Below are 15,294 nucleotides of genomic sequence, written 5' to 3'. Positions count from 1 at the left end.
CTACGCGGGCAGCAGGGAGCGGAGCCGATCGGCGAGCCGGGGCCTGACCTGCGAGCGCGCCGCCTGCTCCAGGCGACGACCGGTCTCCAGCGCCTGTCCGCGGTCCTGGTCGGCCAGCCCGGCCGCCTCGGTGAGCCGGCGGCGCTCGATGTCGCGGGCCCGCAGCAGCATGTCGCGCAGCGCGTCCCCGGTCGTCGGGTCGGCCAGCAGGTCGTCCAGGAGGCGGCGCACGCCGGGCAGCTGCTCGGCCGTCTGCGACCACGCCTCGCAGACCGCGGCCCGGCGGTCGGCGGTGGGGCGCGAGAGCGAGCGGTCGAGCGCGCCGGTCAGCCGGGCGCTCCACCGCAGCAGCAGCACGCCGACCAGGTCGAGGTCGTCGGGGAAGGCGTCGCGCAGGCCCGGGACGTCGTGCGGGACGGTGCCGTCGACGCGTCGGTCGAGCGTGGCCACCACGGTGCGCAGGGTCTCGGCGCGGGATGGACGGGGGAAGCTCATGGGCGTCACCTTTCTGTGACGGTTCACATACCAGGAGTACGTACTCCGAGTATGTACCCCGTCGCCGCGACTTCCCCGGGGACGGACGGGTGACGTCACCCACACGCGGGAGACCGACCCGGGACGCGCGGCACCTAGGATCCACAGGTGCCCCCTGCCTCGCTGCGCCAGCGCTTCTCGGCCTCGACCAAGCGCCAGCTCGTCGAGGTCGCCACCCGGGAGTTCGCCGAGCACGGCTACCGCGGCACCAGCCTCGACGCCGTCGTCACCGGGGCCGAGGTCACCAAGGGCGCGCTCTACCACCACTTTAGCGGCAAGCAGGCCCTCTTCGAGGCGGTCTTCACCCGGGTCGAGCACGACGCGACGCGCCGCATCCGCGACGACATGGCCGGGGTCGAGGACCCGTGGGAGAAGGCGCTCACCGGTCTGCGGGCGTTCCTCGCGGTGGTGCAGGAGCCGACCTACCAGCGGGTGGTGATCCAGGACGGACCCGCGATCCTGGGCTACGAGCGCTTCCGCGAGCAGGAGGAGCGCACCAGCTTCGCGCTGGTGCACGACGTGGTCGTGACGGTGCTCGAGGCCTCGACCGACGAGCTCGACGACGCGATGCGCCAGACCTTCAGCCAGATCTTCTTCGGGGCGATCTCGGCCGCCGGGGAGAGCGTCACCACCGCCAGCGACCCCGCGGCCGCCGTGCGTCGCATCGAGGCCGCGATCGGGTTCATCCTCACCGGGCTCCGCGCGCTGTCCGACCAGGGCATCGCGCTCACCGACCCCGGCTGAGCCGGGTCAGCCGACGTCGACCCGGCCCCCGTCGGCGTCGCGCGGCACCAGCTCGATCCAGGTGCGCCCGGCCGGCACCTCCAGCCGACCGGCGGCGGTGCGCAGCTTGAGCGGGGTCGCGCGGGACAGCTTGCTCCAGGTCCCGCGCACCAGCTCGCCCCCGTGGAACAGCAGGGCGTCGCCCTTGCCCTGGTAGATCGTCTCCGGCACCGGGTTGCCCGCGGGGTCGAGGTAGCCCGCGTCGCCCACCTCGACGCGCAGCACGAGCAGGTTGTCCGGCACGAACCGGTCGCCCTCGGCGGCGTGGCTGTTGTCGTTGACGTAGCGACCCTTCTCGTAGCGCCACGACGTGGTGTGCTCGTCGCTGAAGACCGCGTCGACCGTGCGTGCCTTCGAGGCGCCGGTGAAGCCGGACCGGCTCCCCCACGGCAGGTAGCTGGGCGGTACGACGGGGTCGTCGTCGATCGACCGGATCAGCTCCGGCAGCCGCACCATCAGGTTGTAGGGCATCCGCCGGGCGCTGTCGCGGTAGTAGCCCGGGTCGGTCTCCTCGTCGTAGAAGCTGATGCCGTTCTGCTTGAGCCGCAGCAGGGTCGGCGGGGCGGCGCCGCTGGCCACGATGGTCGCGTGGGCCGGCATCACGATGCCGATGTCGGTGGCGCGCATCGAGCGCACCGGGCCCACCACCGGGGGCACGCGCTGGTAGAAGAAGGCCGCCAGCCGGGTCTCGCCGCCCTCGACGAGCTCCTCGGTCACCAGGTCGGCCGAGGACAGGCCGACCTGCGGCTCGCTGCTGGACGAGTTGTCGATCTTGGCCACCAGGACCGGGCGGTCCGGGGTGGCCGTGGTCACCTTGCGTCCGGTCAGGGGCCACAGCGCGGCCAGCGTGGTCCCGCCCTGGATCGGCTGGGAGTCGGGGGTGCCGGTCGCGGTCGGCGCGTCCCCGCCCCCGCCCGCGCACGCGGCCGTGGCCAGCAGACCGGCGGCGAGCAGGGAGGCGGCGAGCGCACGAGGACGCGTCGGGCGGGTCATGGGCGCCAGCATGACGGAGCGGGCCCTGCGATCGACGCAGGGCCCGCCGTGTCCTCGAGCATTCAGCAGTGGTTCACACGAGATTCAGATCTTGGCGCCACCGTCGACGTACAGGGTCTGGCCGGTGATGTAGGACGCCTCGTCGCTGCACAGGAACGCCACGGCGGCGGCGATGTCCTCCGGGAAGCCCACCCGCTTGACCGGGTTGCGGTCGGCAGCGGCAGCGCGGAAGTCCTCGACGCTCATGCCGACGCGGCGCGCGGTGTCGTCGGTCATCTCGGTCGCGATGAAGCCCGGCGCGACGGCGTTGACGTTGACGCCGAACTTGCCCAGCTCCAGGGCCAGGGTGCGGGTGAACCCCTGCACGCCGGCCTTGGCGGCGGAGTAGTTGGCCTGGCCGCGGTTGCCGTTGGCCGAGACGCTCGAGAGGCCGACGATCTTGCCGTACTTCTGGTCCACGAAGCTCTTCTGGACGGCCTTGCTCATGAGGAAGGCGCCCTTGAGGTGCACCCCCATGACCGAGTCCCAGTCGTCCTCGCTCATCTTGAACAGCAGGTTGTCGCGGGTGATGCCGGCGTTGTTGACGAGGATGTGGACGCTGCCCAGCTCCTCGACCACGCGGGCGACCGCGGCCTCGACCGAGGCGCCGTCCGAGACGTTGGCGCCGATGCCGATCGCCGGGGCCGTGCCACCGAGCTCCGCGGCGGTGGCAGCGGCCTGCTGCTCGTCGAGGTCGAGGACCGCGACCGCGGCGCCCTCCTCGGCGAAGCGGCGGGCGATGGCCGCCCCGATGCCGCGCGCTGCGCCGGTGACGATGGCCACCCGTCCGTCGAAACGACCCATCTGGTCCGTCCTTCCTCGAAGTCCTTCTCGGCTGTTGTTACCGAGTGGTCACTCTAGTGCGGCGGCGATGCGGGCCGCCCAGGCGTCCCGGTCGTCGCGGTCGGCGTACGTCGTGCGGGGCCAGAAGAAGCCCCGCAGGCCGTCGCCCCTCGTGCGTGGCACCACGTGGCAGTGCAGGTGCGGGACCGACTGGGAGACCGTGTTGTTCATCGCCACGAAGCTGCCCTGGGCGCCCAGGCCCTCGACCATCGCGGTCGCCAGCCGCTGGACGGCTGCCAGGAACGGCTCGCGCAGCCGGTCGGGCAGCTCGGGCAGGGTCTCGACGTGCTCGCGGGGCACCAGCAGCACGTGCCCCTTGAACAGCGGGCGGACGTCGAGGAAGGCGACGAGGTCGTCGTCGGCCCACGCGACCGACGCCTCCTCCTCCCCCGCCGCGATCCGGCAGAAGAGGCAGGAGGTGGCCGTCGTCATCAGCTGAGCTGCTCGGGCTCCACGTCGGACTTGTGGCCCTCGTCGGAGCCGACCGCGTCGCCGTTGCCCTCGGAGGCGTCGTGGCCGGCGGTGTTGGGCTCGAGCCGGATCACGATGCCCTTCGAGGTCGGGGTGTTGCTGGCCTCGGCGGTGGAGTCGAGCGGGATCAGCGGGTTGGTCTCGGGGTAGTACGCCGCGGCGCAGCCCTTCGGGGTGGCGTAGGAGACGATCCGGAACGACGACGCGCGGCGCTCGGTGCCGTCCTCCCACTCGCTGACCAGGTCGACCAGGTCGCCCTCCTGCCACGGCGACTCGGTGATGTCGTCGGGGTGCAGGAAGACCACGCGGCGGCCGTCGGAGATGCCGCGGTAGCGGTCCGAGAGGCCGTAGATGGTGGTGTTGAACTGGTCGTGGCTGCGCATGGTCTGCAGCAGCAGCCGACCCTCGGGCTGCTGGAGCACGCTCATCGGCACCACGCTGAAGACCGCCTTGCCGGGCTCGGTCGGGAAGGTGCGGGTGTCGCGCGGCGGGTGCGGCAGCACGAAGCCGCCGGGCTGGTCGACCTTCTCGTCGTACGCCGCGCAGCCGGGCACCACGACCGAGATGGCCCTGCGGATCTCGGTGTAGTCGGCGCGGTAGCTGCTCCACGGGACCGGGCCGTCGGTGCCCAGCGTCGCCTCGGCGATCGAGCACAGGATGTCGACCTCGGAGCGCAGCGTGGGGGCGGCCGGCTTGAGCGGCCCGCGGGAGGCGTGCACGGCCGACATCGAGTCCTCGACCGTGACGCGCTGGTCGCGACCGCCGGTGCGGTCCTGCTCGCTGCGACCCAGGGGCGGGAGGATCAGCGCCACGTCGCCGCAGGTGACGTGGGAGCGGTTGAGCTTGGTCGAGACCTGCACCGTCAGCTCGGCCTGCTGCATCGCCGACTCGGTGACGACCGTGTCGGGCGCCGCCTGCACGAAGTTGCCGCCGAGGCCCATGAAGACCTTGGCCTTGCCGTCGCGCAGCGCCCGGATGGAGTCGACGGTGTCGAGGCCGTGCTCACGGGGCGGGTCGATGCCGTGGTGGGCGGCCAGGGCGTCGAGGAAGTGGTCGGGGACCTTCTCCCAGATGCCCATGGTGCGGTCGCCCTGCACGTTGGAGTGGCCGCGCACGGGGCACAGGCCGGCGCCGGGCTTGCCGATGTTGCCCTGCATGAGGGAGACGTTGACGATCTCCTTGATGGTGCCGACGGAGTTGCGGTGCTGGGTGATGCCCATGGCCCAGCAGTGCACGGTCGCGTCGGAGTCGATGAGCATCTGCGCGGCCTCGCGGACCTGCGCCTGCGTCAGGCCGGTGGCCCGCTCGACCTCGGTCCAGTCGAGGTTCTTCAGCTCGGCGGCCCAGGCGTCGAAGCCCACGGTCGAGCTCTCGATGAAGTCGCGGTCCAGCACGCCGCCCTGGCGCTCCTCGGCCTCGAGCAGCACCGCCGCGACGCCCTGCCACAGGGCGAGGTCGCCGTTGATGCGGATCGGCAGGAACATGTCGGCCAGGCCGGTGCCGATGCCGCTGACGCCGCGCGGCGTCTGCGGGTTGTCGAAGCGGAACAGGCCGGCCTCGGGCAGCGGGTTGATCGCGAGGATCTTGGCGCCGTTCTGCTTGGCGATCTCCAGCGCGCTGAGCATGCGCGGGTGGTTGGTGCCGGGGTTCTGGCCGCTGATGATGATCAGCTCGGCGTGGTGGACGTCGTCCAGGCTGACCGAGCCCTTGCCGATGCCGATCGTCTCGGCGAGCGCGACCGAGGTCGACTCGTGGCACATGTTGGAGCAGTCGGGGAGGTTGTTGGTGCCGTAGGTCCGGGAGAACAGCTGGTAGACGTACGCCGCCTCGTTGGAGACCTTGCCGGAGGTGTAGAAGATCGCCTCGTCGGGGCTCGCCAGGCTGCGCAGCTTGTCGCCGACCAGGGCGAAGGCGTCCTCCCACGAGATCGGCTCGTAGTGGGTGCCGCCGCTGCGCTTGACCACCGGGTGCACGAGGCGGCCCTGGTGGCCCAGCCAGTAGTCGGTGCGGCCGGAGAGGTCGGCGAGGCTGTTCTCGGCGAAGAACTCGTGGGACACGGTGCGCTTGGTGGCCTCCTCGGCCACGGCCTTGGCGCCGTTCTCGCAGAACTCCGCGGCGTGGCGGTGCTCGGGGTCGGGGTCGGGCCAGGCGCAGCCCTGGCAGTCGAAGCCGTCGGCCTGGTTGAGCTTGAGCAGCGTCCGGGCCGTCCGGTAGGGACCCATCTGCTCCAGCGAGCGCTTCATGGACACCGCCACGGCCGGCACGCCCGCCGCCGCCTTCTTGCGGTGGCCGACCTTGAGGTTGTTCTCGTCGATGTCGGCCATGGGGGCCTTGCGTCGCAGCACCATGGGGCCTTTGTACCCCCGCGAACCTCGGGCAATCGGCGCGGGGTGCGTGCCGCGTGGTCGACGGCGGGCCCCGCTCAGGGCACCAGCACGACCTTGCCGCCGGCGTGACCGTCGGTCACCAGCGCGGTGGCGGCCGCCACCTCGGCGAGCGGGAAGGTGCGCGCCACCACGACCTCGAGGGCACCGCGCTCGACCAGGTCGGTCAGCACCAGCCGGCCACGGCTGCGGATCTCGGTGCCCGGGTCGGCACCGGGCCCGCTGCCGAGCAGCTGGACGCCGTCGTCCAGCGCGCGACCGAAGGCCGCCACCGTCGCGATCCGCCGCCGGTCGGTCACGAGCTCGAGCGAGACGTCGACGGCCTCGTCGGTGCCGACCGTGTCGAGGGCGACGTCGATCCCCTCGGGAGCGGCCTCGCGGACCCGGTCGGCCAGCCCCGCGCCGTACGCCACCGGCACGACGCCGCGGGCCCGCAGGTCGTCGTGGCGGTCGGGCCGGGCGGTGCCGACCACCGTGGCCCCGCGCTCGAGCGCCAGCTGGGCGGTGGTGAGGCCGACGCCGCCGGCGACGCCGTGGACCAGCACGGTGTCGGCGCCGGTGACGCCCGTCGCCTCGAGCAGGTGGTACGCCGTGACGCCGGTCAGCGACAGGCCCGCGGCCGCCTCGAAGCCCAGGCCGGCCGGCTTGGGGAACACCGAGGTCGCGGGGACGGTCACCGCGCCGGCGTACCCGCCGCTGACGGGGTAGCCGATCACCTCGTCGCCCACCTCCACGGGACCTGCGGGGCCGGTCGCGCCCTCGCCCGCGGCCGTGACCACGCCGGCGACCTCGAGACCGACCCTCAGCGGCAGGGAGGCCGGGTCGGCGCCCATCGTCCCGCCGACGTTCTTGGCGTCGACCGGGTTGATCCCCGCGGCGCGCACCTCGACGGTGACCTCGCCCGGCCCGGGCACGGGCACCTCGACCTCGACCAGCTCGAGGACCTCGGGCCCGCCGTAGGCGGTGGCGACGACGGCGGTGGTGGTGGCAGGGACGTTGGCGGCGGTCACGGGTGCTCCTCGGGGTCCGGGGTCTCCCCGGTGCAAGGCCGCCGCCCCGGCGGATGTTCCGCCCGGGTCAGCCGACGGCGTGCGGAGCGGGCTGCTCGACCTCGGCGGCGGGACCGTCCCTCTCACCGGTGCGGGCCGCCCCGACGCCGGCGGCGACCACGAAGCCGATCCCCAGCACCGCCAGGCCCGTCGGCACCTGGCCGAGCAGCACCAGGCCGACCAGCAGCGCGAAGGCCGGCTCGAGGCTCATCAGCGTCCCGAACGCCGCGGCGTGCAGCCGGCGCAGCGCCACCAGCTCCAGGCTGAAGGGCACGACGGGCAGCAGCAGCGCCAGGCCCAGGCCGACCAGCCACAGCTCGGGGGTCAGCTGCGGGAGCGTCGCGGGGCCGGCGACGGCCGCGGCGACCAGGCCCGCGACGGGCATCGAGATCGCCAGCCCGGACAGACCGGCCACCTGGTCGCCGACCCGCTGGGTGAGCAGGATGTACGCCGCCCAGCAGCACGCCGCGCCCAGCGCGAAGGCCACGCCCACCGGGTCGGCCCGGCCGTCCCACGGCTCGGTGAGCAGCAGCACCCCGGCCCCCGCGAGCAGCGGCCAGACCCAGCGGCCGGTCCCCCGCCCGCGCAGCACGGCGACCCCGAGCGGGCCGAGGAACTCCAGAGCGCTGGCGGTGCCGAGCGGCAGCCGCGCGACGGCCTCCATGAAGAGCAGCGTCACCGTCGCGGTCACCACGCCCAGCGCCACGCAGGCCGCGACCGCGTCGCGGGTCCAGCGCACCCGCCAGGGACGGCCCACGACGAGCAGCAGCACCCCGGCCCAGGACAGCCGCAGGAAGGCCGCGCCGTCGGTGCCGATGCGGTCGATCAGCCCGACCGAGACGGCCAGGCCGAGCTGCACGCACAGCATCGAGGCGCAGGCCAGCAGCGCGCCCTGCCGGGCGGCGGAGGGGCCGGGGCCGGTCGGGCCGGTCGTGCCGGTCGGATCGGTGACGGGGTGGGTGGTCGCGCTCACGGGTCCAGTCAACGACCTGGTGACCGTCCGCGTCCACGCGTCTTGGCTGCACGCACCGTCCTGGTTTCGTGGACAATGGCGGCCATGGACGTCCACCGCCTCGGCCTGCTGCTCGACCTGTCCCGCCTCGGGTCGATGCGCGAGGTCGCCGACACCCGGGGGTTGAGCACCTCGGCGGTCTCCCAGCAGCTGGCCACCCTGGCCCGCGAGGCCGGCACGGCGCTGGTCGAGCCCGTGGGCCGCCGGGTGCGGCTGACCCCCGCGGGCCGTCGGCTGGCCGAGCACGCCGTGACCATCCTGGCCGCCGTCGAGGCCGCCCGGCTCGACCTCGACCCCGATGCCGCCCCGGTCGGCACGGTGCGGGTGGGTGGCTTCGCGACCGGCGTGCGACGCACGCTGCTGCCCGCGATGGCCGCGCTCGCCGAGGCGCACCCGGGCGTGGAGGTGGTGGTGCACGAGTACGAGCCGCTCGAGACGGTCGCACTGCTCGAGGCCGACGACCTCGACCTCGGGCTCAGCTACGACTACGGCCTGGCGCCGGTGTCGTGGCCGGCGACGCTGCGGGCGGTGCCGCTGTGGCGCACGCCCTGGGGGCTGGGCGTGCCCGCCACCGAGCTCGAGCGCCACCCCGCCGCGGACGCCCGCGACCTGGCGCGGTGGGCCGACCGGGCCTGGGTCGTCAACTCCCGCAACACCGCCGACGCCGACGTCGTGCGCGCGCTCGGGGCGATGGCGGGCTTCACGCCGCGGCTGGCCCACTCCATCGACAGCCTCGACCTCGTGGAGGACCTCGTCGTCGCCCAGGACTGCGTCGCGCTGCTGCCGCTGGACCGGCCGACCGGGCCCGGGGTGCGGGTGCTGCCGCTGGCCGAGGACGCCGCCGTGCTCCAGGCGTGGGCCGTCACCCGCCGCGGCCGCGACGCGTGGCCGCCGCTGCGCGTGCTGCTCGAGGCGCTGCGGGCGACGTCGGCGGACGCCGCGGCCTGAGCGCGTGCCAGGCTCGCCCGCATGACCGACGCGCACCCCGGCCCCCTCCCCCGGACCGATCGGCCCACCTGGCCCGAGGGCCTGCCCGGCATCGCCTTCGGGGCCGACCACAACCCCGAGCAGTGGGACGAGTCGGTGTGGCTCGAGGACGTCCGGCTGATGCGCGAGGCCGGGGTCACCATGGTGAGCGTCGGCATCTTCTCCTGGGCGCTGCTGGAGCCCCGTCCCGGGGAGATCGACCTGGGCTGGCTGGACCGGGTGGTCGACCTGCTCCACGCCCACGGCATCGCCGTCGACCTGGCGACGCCGACCGCCGCCCCGCCCGCCTGGCTGTACGCCGCGCACCCCGAGGCCTGGGTGGTCGACCGCGCCGGCGTCCGCCTCGGGCCGGGCTCCCGCGGGATCATGTGCCCCAGCTCGCCGGCGTACGCCGAGGCCGCCACGCGGATCACCCGCGCCCTGGCCGAGCGGTACGCCGCCCACCCGGCCGTGCGGATGTGGCACGTCCACAACGAGTACGGCGCGCCCGTCCACGAGTGCCACTGCGCGACCTCGCAGGTGGCCTTCCGCGACTGGCTGCGGGAGCGCCACGGCGACCTCGACACGCTGAACGCGGCCTGGGGCACGGCCTTCTGGGGCCAGCGCCACGGCACCTGGGAGGAGGTGCGGACCCCGGCGGCCGCCGCCTCGGTGGTCAACCCGGCCCAGCAGCTCGACTTCGCGCGCTTCTGCGACGACGAGCTGCGCGCCTGCTTCGTGCGCGAGCGCGACCTGCTCCACGCCGCGGGCGACGCCGTCGGGCGGCCGCTGCCGGTGACGACCAACTTCATGGCGACCAGCTGCGCCCACGTCGACTACTGGGCCTGGGCCCGCGAGGTCGACGTCGTCGCCAACGACCACTACCTGACCGGCGAGCGCCGCGACGCCCACGTGCTGCTGGCGATGGACGCCGACCTCACCCGCTCGCTGGCCCGCGGTCGCCCGTGGATCCTCATGGAGCACTCCACCTCGGCGGTCAACTGGCAGCCGCGCAACATCGCCAAGCGGCCGGGCGAGATGGCCCGCGGCTCGCTGTCGCACCTGGGCCGCGGTGCCGACGGCATCCTGTTCTTCCAGTGGCGCGCCTCGCGCAGCGGCGCGGAGAAGTTCCACTCCGCGATGCTGCCGCACGGCGGCACCGCGACCCGGGGCTGGCGCGAGGTCGTCGCGCTGGGCCGGGCCGTGGGGCGGCTGGCCGAGGTGGCCGGCAGCCGCACGGTGGCGCGCGTCGCGCTGCTGTGGGACTGGGAGTCCTGCTGGGCCCAGGACCTGGAGTGGCGCCCGAGCACCGACCTGTCCCACCGGGAGCGCACCGAGGCCTTCTACTCCGCCCTCTGGGCCGCCGGGGTCACGGTCGACTTCGCCCACCCCGGCGACGACCTGGCGGCGTACGACCTCGTGGTGGCGCCGCAGCTCTACCTCGTCACCGCCGCCTCGGCTGCGTCCCTGGACGCCTACGTCCGCGGCGGCGGCACCCTGCTGGTGTCGTTCTTCAGCGGCGTCGTCGACGAGCACGACGCCGTCCACCCCGAGGGCCTCTCCGGTCCGCTGGGCACCACCCTGGGCCTGCAGGTCGAGGAGTTCCACCCGCTGCGCGCCGACGAGTCGGTCGCGCTCGCGAGCGGCCTGCGCGGCGACGTCTGGTCCGAGCACGTCGTGGTGGGCGAGGACACCGAGGTGCTCGACACCTTCGCCGACGGGCCCGTGGCCGGTCTGCCGGCGCTCACCCGCCGCCGGCTCGGCGGCGGCCAGGCGTGGTACGTCGCCACCCGCGTCGACGGCCCCGCGCTGGCCACCCTGGTCGACCGGGTCTGCGAGGCGGCCGGCGTCGAGCGGCTCGACCTGCCAGCCGGGCTGGAGGTGGTCACCCGCACGTCCGAGGCCGGCGCGGCGTACGTCGTCGCGCTCAACCACGCCGACACCCCGGCCGCCCTGCCGGCGCACGTGACCGGCCTCGACCTGCTCACCGGGGCCCGCGTCGAGCCCGGGGCCCACCTGGACGCCGGTGCGGCCGCCGTGGTCCGGCTGGACTGACCGGACCCACCCGGGCCGGACTACCCGGGCAGCTCGAGCTCCAGGTCGAGCCAGCGGGCGAGGTCGACGAGCTCGGCCCGCACGCCGGCCGCCACCGTCGCGCCGAAGGGGACGTCCTCGTGGACGGCGGCCACGCGGAGCACCCCCTGGGCGCGCTCGGCCTTGGCGTCGACCTTGCCGACCAGCCGGTCGCCGTGGAGCACCGGCAGGGCGTAGTAGCCCCAGCGCCGCTTCGCCGCGGGCTTGTACATCTCCAGCACGTAGTCGAACTCGAAGACCTCCCCCATCCGCCGGCGGTCGTGCAGCAGCCGGTCGAAGGGCGAGAGCAGCGCGGTGCGCCCCGCGAAGCGCTGCGCGCGGGTGGCCTCGAGCAGCTCCGGGTCGACGCGCCACTGGCCGGGGACGCCCTCGACGACGGCCGGTTCGCCGGCCGCGCCGACCACGACCGGCTCGCCGGGCACCTCGGGGCCGCTCGCGCGCGCCAGCCCCAGCGAGCGCAGCCGCTGCTCGTCGCGCCGCCGCAGCGCCTCCTGGAGCGGCACCTGCGGCCCGTCGGGGTAGACCCGCTCGGCCAGGTCCCACAGCCGGTCGCGGCCGGTGCCGCCCGCCGCCGCGACCTCGCCGCGGGCGACCAGGAAGCCGAGCAGCATCTGGACGTTCTTGCGGTCGTTCCACCCCGAGGAGGTCCAGGGCTGCACGCAGGTGTCGGGCAGGTCGCGCAGGTGCAGCGGCCCGTCGGTGCGCAGCAGGTCCAGCACGTCCATCCGACAGGCGTTGTTGGCCTCGACCCAGGCGGCGTTGCCGCGCTGCCAGGCCGTGAGGTCGCCGACGCCGGGCCAGGCGTCCATCTCCGCGCGGAACAGCGCGACGTCCTCGGCCGGCCGCAGCGCCCCGCGCAGCTCCACGACGCGCTGCTCGTCGACGAGGTCCCACAGCTCGCGAGCGGCGTACGACGACCCCAGCCGGCTCCACAGCACCAGCTCCGCGCTGGGCGCCACCGCCCGGGTCGGGTCGAGCTGGAGCAGGGGCAGCGCGCGCACCGTGTCCTCGACGTCCGTGGGTCGCTCGCGGGTCAGCAGCTGCGCGCGCACGGCGAGGCGACGGGCGTCGCGCCGGCTGAGCTGGTGGGCCTCGACCATCCCCGGATCGTAGGCCCGCACCTGCGGGACCGTCCGCGCGCACGTGAGCAGGCCCACACCCCGCGCACCCCTCGCCGATTCGTCCCGGCAGCGGGTGCGAGGCTAGTGTCAGGACGTGATCCCCTCGTTTGTCGCTCGGACTAGTTGTCTTAGCCGCTGTCCCGGCTCCGCCTGCTCCTGAGCCCCGCCGTCCGGCGCCCGGTCGCCCCCACGGGCACGGCCCCGGCCCGCTCCTCGCCCCACCACCCGCACCGCCGGTCCGGTGGGCGCTGCCCACCCGCGCCCGCTGCCGACCGCACCCGCACGCCCACCCGAAAGGCTCCACCGTGTCCGACGCCCTGCCCCAGATCGCCCCACCGAAGTCCCGCCGCACGCCGCTGCTCGTCGGCCTCGCCGTCCTCGTCCTCGTCCTCGTGGCGCTGGTCGTGACCTTCCTCGTCGTGCGCAACGGCGACGACGACGCGGCCGCCGGCGGCCAGGAGCGCACCAAGGTCGTGCTCGGCACGGTCGGCGCGAGCGACCCCTACTGGGCCACGTTCACGGCCGAGGCCGCCAAGCACGGCATCGACCTCGAGGTGAAGGACTTCGCCGACTACGCGCAGCTCAACCCCGCGCTGAGCGAGGGCGAGCTCGACGTCAACCAGTTCCAGCACCTCGTCTACCTCTCGGAGTACAACACCGGCAACGACGCCGACCTGGCCCCGGTGGGCTCGACCGCGATCTATCCGCTGGCGCTCTACTCGAGCAAGGTCGACTCGGTCGAGGAGATCCAGCAGGGCGACACCGTGGTCGTGCCCGACGACGACAGCAACCAGGCCCGCGGCCTGCTGCTGCTCCAGTCGCAGGGCCTCGTGGAGCTCGAGGGCGGCGGCAGCATCTACTCGACGCTGGCCGACGTCGACCAGAGCGCCTCCAAGGTGAAGGTCAAGGCGATCAAGGCCGACCTGACGCCGACCTCGCTGCCCGACGTGACCGCGGCCGTCATCAACAACGACTTCGTCGAGAAGGCGGGCCTGGAGTTCGACGACGCCATCGCCAAGGACGACGCCAGCGACCCGTCGGCACTGCCCTACGTCAACGTCTTCGCCGTGCGCGCCGAGGACCGCGACGACCCGACGTACCTCGAGCTCGTGAAGATCTACCAGGACAGCAAGGACGTCCTCGCGGGCGCCGACGAGGTCTCCGGCGGCACCGCGGAGTTCGTCAAGCTGCCGGCGTCGACGCTGCAGTCGACCCTCGACGAGGTCGAGGCCGAGACCGCGGCGAAGGGGTAGTCACCATGGCCCTGGTCGAGATGCGCGACGTGCACAAGACCTTCCCCGCGACCCGCGGCGGGGCACCCGTCGAGGCGATCCGCGGCGTCGACCTCGACGTCGAGGCCGGTGAGATCGTCGGCGTCGTCGGCTACTCCGGCGCCGGCAAGTCGACGCTGGTGCGGCTGGTCAACGCGCTCGAGACCACCACGTCGGGCAGCGTCAAGGTCGACGGCCGCGAGATCACCACGCTGCGCGAGAAGGAGCTGCAGCAGGTGCGGCTGGGCATCGGGATGATCTTCCAGCAGTTCAACCTGTTCGACTCCCGCACCGTGTGGGGCAACATCGCCTACCCCCTGCAGGTGGCGGGGATGCCGAAGGACCAGCAGGCCAAGCGGGTCTCGGACCTGCTGCACTTCGTGGGACTGGCCGAGAAGGCGCACTCCTACCCCGACCAGCTCTCCGGCGGGCAGAAGCAGCGCGTCGGCATCGCCCGGGCGCTGGCCACCTCCCCCAGCCTGCTGCTGGCCGACGAGTCCACCAGCGCGCTCGACCCCGAGACCACCGAGGAGGTCCTCGCGCTGCTGCGGCGGGTCAACCGCGAGCTCGGCATCACGATCGTCGTCATCACCCACGAGATGGAGGTGGTCCGCTCGCTGGCCCACCGGGTGCTGGTGATGGAGGCCGGCCGCGTCGTCGAGCAGGGGCCGGTGCTCGAGGTGCTGTCGAACCCCCAGCAGCCGGTCACCCGTCGCTTCGTGGGCACGATCATCGACGACGAGCCCGGCCCCGAGGTGCTCGCGGGCCTGCGCGCCCGCCACCCCGGCCGCTTCGTGAAGCTGGCCTTCCGGGGCTCGCAGACCCGGCAGTCCGACGTCTTCGCCGAGCTGCTGCGCCGCGAGGTCCGCTTCGAGCTCGTCTACGGCGGCATCGAGGAGGTCCAGGGCGACACCTTCGGCAACCTCACCCTCGCGCTCGAGGGCGACCCGGGCGCGGTCGACGACGCCGTCGCCGCGCTCGCCGACCTCGTCCCGACCCGGGAGCTGGCCCGATGAACGTCGACACCAACCTGCCCGACCTGTGGCCGCTGGTGTGGCAGGCGACGTACGAGACCCTCTACATCGTCGGGATCACGCTGCTCCTCGGCGGCCTGCTCGGGCTGCTGCTCGGGCTGGCGCTCTACGTCACGCGCCGCGGCGGCCTCTACGCCAACCGCGTCGTCCACACCGTGCTCAACGTGCTGGTCAACTTCTTCCGGCCGATCCCGTTCGTCATCTTCATCGCCGCCGTGCAGCCGCTGGCGCGCGTGGTCGTCGGCATCGGCATCGGCAACCGGGCGATCATCTTCGCCCTCACCCTGGCCGCCACCTTCGGCATCAGCCGCATCGTCGAGCAGAACCTCGTCACCGTGCAGCCCGGCGTCATCGAGGCCGCCCGGTCCGTGGGCGCCAGCCGGATGCGCATCATCCGCACGGTGCTCGTCCCCGAGGCGCTGGGCCCGCTGATCCTGGGCTACACCTACGTCTTCGTGGCGATCGTCGACATGTCGGCCATCGCGGGTGTCGTCGGTGGTGGCGGCCTGGGCAACTTCGCCCTGCAGTACGGCTACCGCCAGTTCGACACCGTCGTCACCTGGACCACCGTCGCCATCATCGTGCTGCTGGTCCAGCTGGTCCAGCTCCTCGGCAACACGACCGCCCGGCGCGTGCTCCGGAGGTGACCTCCGCGCCACGGCGCGACCTGGACAGCCCCGGACGCCCAGTGGATATCCGC

At 73.7% G+C, this 15,294-nt stretch carries 14 protein-coding genes; 6 read left to right on the top strand and 8 right to left on the bottom strand.

Translation table 11 applies throughout. The features are described 5' to 3' along the window. Positions 1-495 (bottom strand): hypothetical protein, encoded by a 495-nt coding sequence (locus BLU55_RS00730; RefSeq protein WP_091725124.1) that lies wholly within the window; start codon positions 493-495, stop codon positions 1-3. Between the two features lie 147 nt (positions 496-642). On the opposite strand from BLU55_RS00730, the gene BLU55_RS00725 reads away from it, so the two are divergent. Then, on the top strand, positions 643-1,278 hold the full coding sequence (locus tag BLU55_RS00725) for a TetR/AcrR family transcriptional regulator (RefSeq protein WP_091725122.1): 636 nt from the start codon (positions 643-645) through the stop codon (positions 1,276-1,278). Between the two features lie 6 nt (positions 1,279-1,284). On the opposite strand, the gene BLU55_RS00720 is transcribed toward BLU55_RS00725, so the two are convergent. The 6 genes from BLU55_RS00720 to BLU55_RS00695 form a co-directional block, all read right to left on the bottom strand. After that, the gene (locus tag BLU55_RS00720) at positions 1,285-2,310 is read right to left on the bottom strand and encodes a DUF3048 domain-containing protein (protein ID WP_157682651.1); all 1,026 of its coding nucleotides are present in this window, start codon (positions 2,308-2,310) and stop codon (positions 1,285-1,287) included. Positions 2,311-2,394: 84 nt separating this feature from the next. Beyond that, entirely contained in the window at positions 2,395-3,153 is a 759-nt protein-coding gene (gene fabG / locus BLU55_RS00715) for a 3-oxoacyl-ACP reductase FabG (RefSeq protein ID WP_091725119.1), read from the bottom strand. A 48-nt stretch (positions 3,154-3,201) separates the two neighbouring features. Next, complete coding sequence (locus BLU55_RS00710) at positions 3,202-3,624, bottom strand: HIT family protein (RefSeq protein ID WP_091725117.1); 423 nt, start codon at positions 3,622-3,624, stop codon at positions 3,202-3,204. Continuing rightward, positions 3,624-6,011 carry an FdhF/YdeP family oxidoreductase gene (locus BLU55_RS00705; RefSeq protein WP_231916987.1) on the bottom strand — a complete coding sequence of 796 codons (2,388 nt, stop codon included), beginning with the start codon at positions 6,009-6,011 and terminating at the stop codon, positions 3,624-3,626. The genes BLU55_RS00710 and BLU55_RS00705 overlap by 1 nt, the downstream gene beginning before the upstream one ends. Positions 6,012-6,085: 74 nt before the next feature. After that, the gene (locus BLU55_RS00700; RefSeq protein ID WP_091725115.1) at positions 6,086-7,057 is read right to left on the bottom strand and encodes a quinone oxidoreductase family protein; all 972 of its coding nucleotides are present in this window, start codon (positions 7,055-7,057) and stop codon (positions 6,086-6,088) included. Between the two features lie 67 nt (positions 7,058-7,124). After that, positions 7,125-8,069: an EamA family transporter gene (locus BLU55_RS00695; protein WP_231916986.1), complete on the bottom strand. Its 945-nt coding sequence runs from the start codon at positions 8,067-8,069 to the stop codon at positions 7,125-7,127. 84 nt (positions 8,070-8,153) lie between these two features. On the opposite strand from BLU55_RS00695, the gene BLU55_RS00690 reads away from it, so the two are divergent. Continuing rightward, on the top strand, positions 8,154-9,056 hold the full coding sequence (locus BLU55_RS00690; RefSeq protein WP_091725114.1) for a LysR family transcriptional regulator: 903 nt from the start codon (positions 8,154-8,156) through the stop codon (positions 9,054-9,056). 21 nt (positions 9,057-9,077) lie between these two features. Continuing rightward, positions 9,078-11,129: a beta-galactosidase gene (locus tag BLU55_RS00685; RefSeq protein WP_091725112.1), complete on the top strand. Its 2,052-nt coding sequence runs from the start codon at positions 9,078-9,080 to the stop codon at positions 11,127-11,129. Between the two features lie 20 nt (positions 11,130-11,149). Here the strand turns inward: BLU55_RS00685 and BLU55_RS00680 are convergent, their stop codons facing one another. Next, complete coding sequence (locus BLU55_RS00680; RefSeq protein ID WP_091733222.1) at positions 11,150-12,268, bottom strand: DNA glycosylase AlkZ-like family protein; 1,119 nt, start codon at positions 12,266-12,268, stop codon at positions 11,150-11,152. 326 nt (positions 12,269-12,594) lie between these two features. Between BLU55_RS00680 and BLU55_RS00675 the strand changes: the two genes are divergently transcribed. From BLU55_RS00675 to BLU55_RS00665, 3 genes are read left to right on the top strand one after another with little or no spacing between them, the layout of a single operon-like run. Further along, on the top strand, positions 12,595-13,542 hold the full coding sequence (locus tag BLU55_RS00675; RefSeq protein WP_091725111.1) for a MetQ/NlpA family ABC transporter substrate-binding protein: 948 nt from the start codon (positions 12,595-12,597) through the stop codon (positions 13,540-13,542). Between the two features lie 5 nt (positions 13,543-13,547). Next, positions 13,548-14,576, top strand: coding sequence for a methionine ABC transporter ATP-binding protein (locus BLU55_RS00670; RefSeq protein WP_091725109.1), 1,029 nt, complete (start codon positions 13,548-13,550; stop codon positions 14,574-14,576). After that, positions 14,573-15,241: a methionine ABC transporter permease gene (locus BLU55_RS00665; RefSeq protein ID WP_091725107.1), complete on the top strand. Its 669-nt coding sequence runs from the start codon at positions 14,573-14,575 to the stop codon at positions 15,239-15,241. Before BLU55_RS00670 ends, BLU55_RS00665 begins: the two co-directional genes overlap by 4 nt. Positions 15,242-15,294 lie beyond the last annotated feature (53 nt).

Origin of the sequence: Nocardioides scoriae (assembly GCF_900104965.1) — a bacterium.
Classification (GTDB): Bacteria; Actinomycetota; Actinomycetes; order Propionibacteriales; family Nocardioidaceae; genus Marmoricola; species Marmoricola scoriae.
The sequence above is the reverse complement of the archived record's forward strand: the minus strand, read 5'-3'. Positions and strand labels throughout refer to the sequence as shown.

What these genes read in the sequence shown, in the direction of transcription:
- BLU55_RS00730 (WP_091725124.1), bottom strand. Translation starts at nt 495, where the DNA reads ATGAGCTTCCCCCGTCCATCCCGCGCCGAGACCCTGCGCACCGTGGTG.
- BLU55_RS00720 (WP_157682651.1), bottom strand. Translation starts at nt 2,310, where the DNA reads ATGACCCGCCCGACGCGTCCTCGTGCGCTCGCCGCCTCCCTGCTCGCC.
- fabG (WP_091725119.1), bottom strand. Translation starts at nt 3,153, where the DNA reads ATGGGTCGTTTCGACGGACGGGTGGCCATCGTCACCGGCGCAGCGCGC.
- BLU55_RS00710 (WP_091725117.1), bottom strand. Translation starts at nt 3,624, where the DNA reads ATGACGACGGCCACCTCCTGCCTCTTCTGCCGGATCGCGGCGGGGGAG.
- BLU55_RS00705 (WP_231916987.1), bottom strand. Translation starts at nt 6,011, where the DNA reads ATGGTGCTGCGACGCAAGGCCCCCATGGCCGACATCGACGAGAACAAC.
- BLU55_RS00690 (WP_091725114.1), top strand. Translation starts at nt 8,154, where the DNA reads ATGGACGTCCACCGCCTCGGCCTGCTGCTCGACCTGTCCCGCCTCGGG.
- BLU55_RS00685 (WP_091725112.1), top strand. Translation starts at nt 9,078, where the DNA reads ATGACCGACGCGCACCCCGGCCCCCTCCCCCGGACCGATCGGCCCACC.
- BLU55_RS00680 (WP_091733222.1), bottom strand. Translation starts at nt 12,268, where the DNA reads ATGGTCGAGGCCCACCAGCTCAGCCGGCGCGACGCCCGTCGCCTCGCC.
- BLU55_RS00670 (WP_091725109.1), top strand. Translation starts at nt 13,548, where the DNA reads ATGGCCCTGGTCGAGATGCGCGACGTGCACAAGACCTTCCCCGCGACC.
- BLU55_RS00665 (WP_091725107.1), top strand. Translation starts at nt 14,573, where the DNA reads ATGAACGTCGACACCAACCTGCCCGACCTGTGGCCGCTGGTGTGGCAG.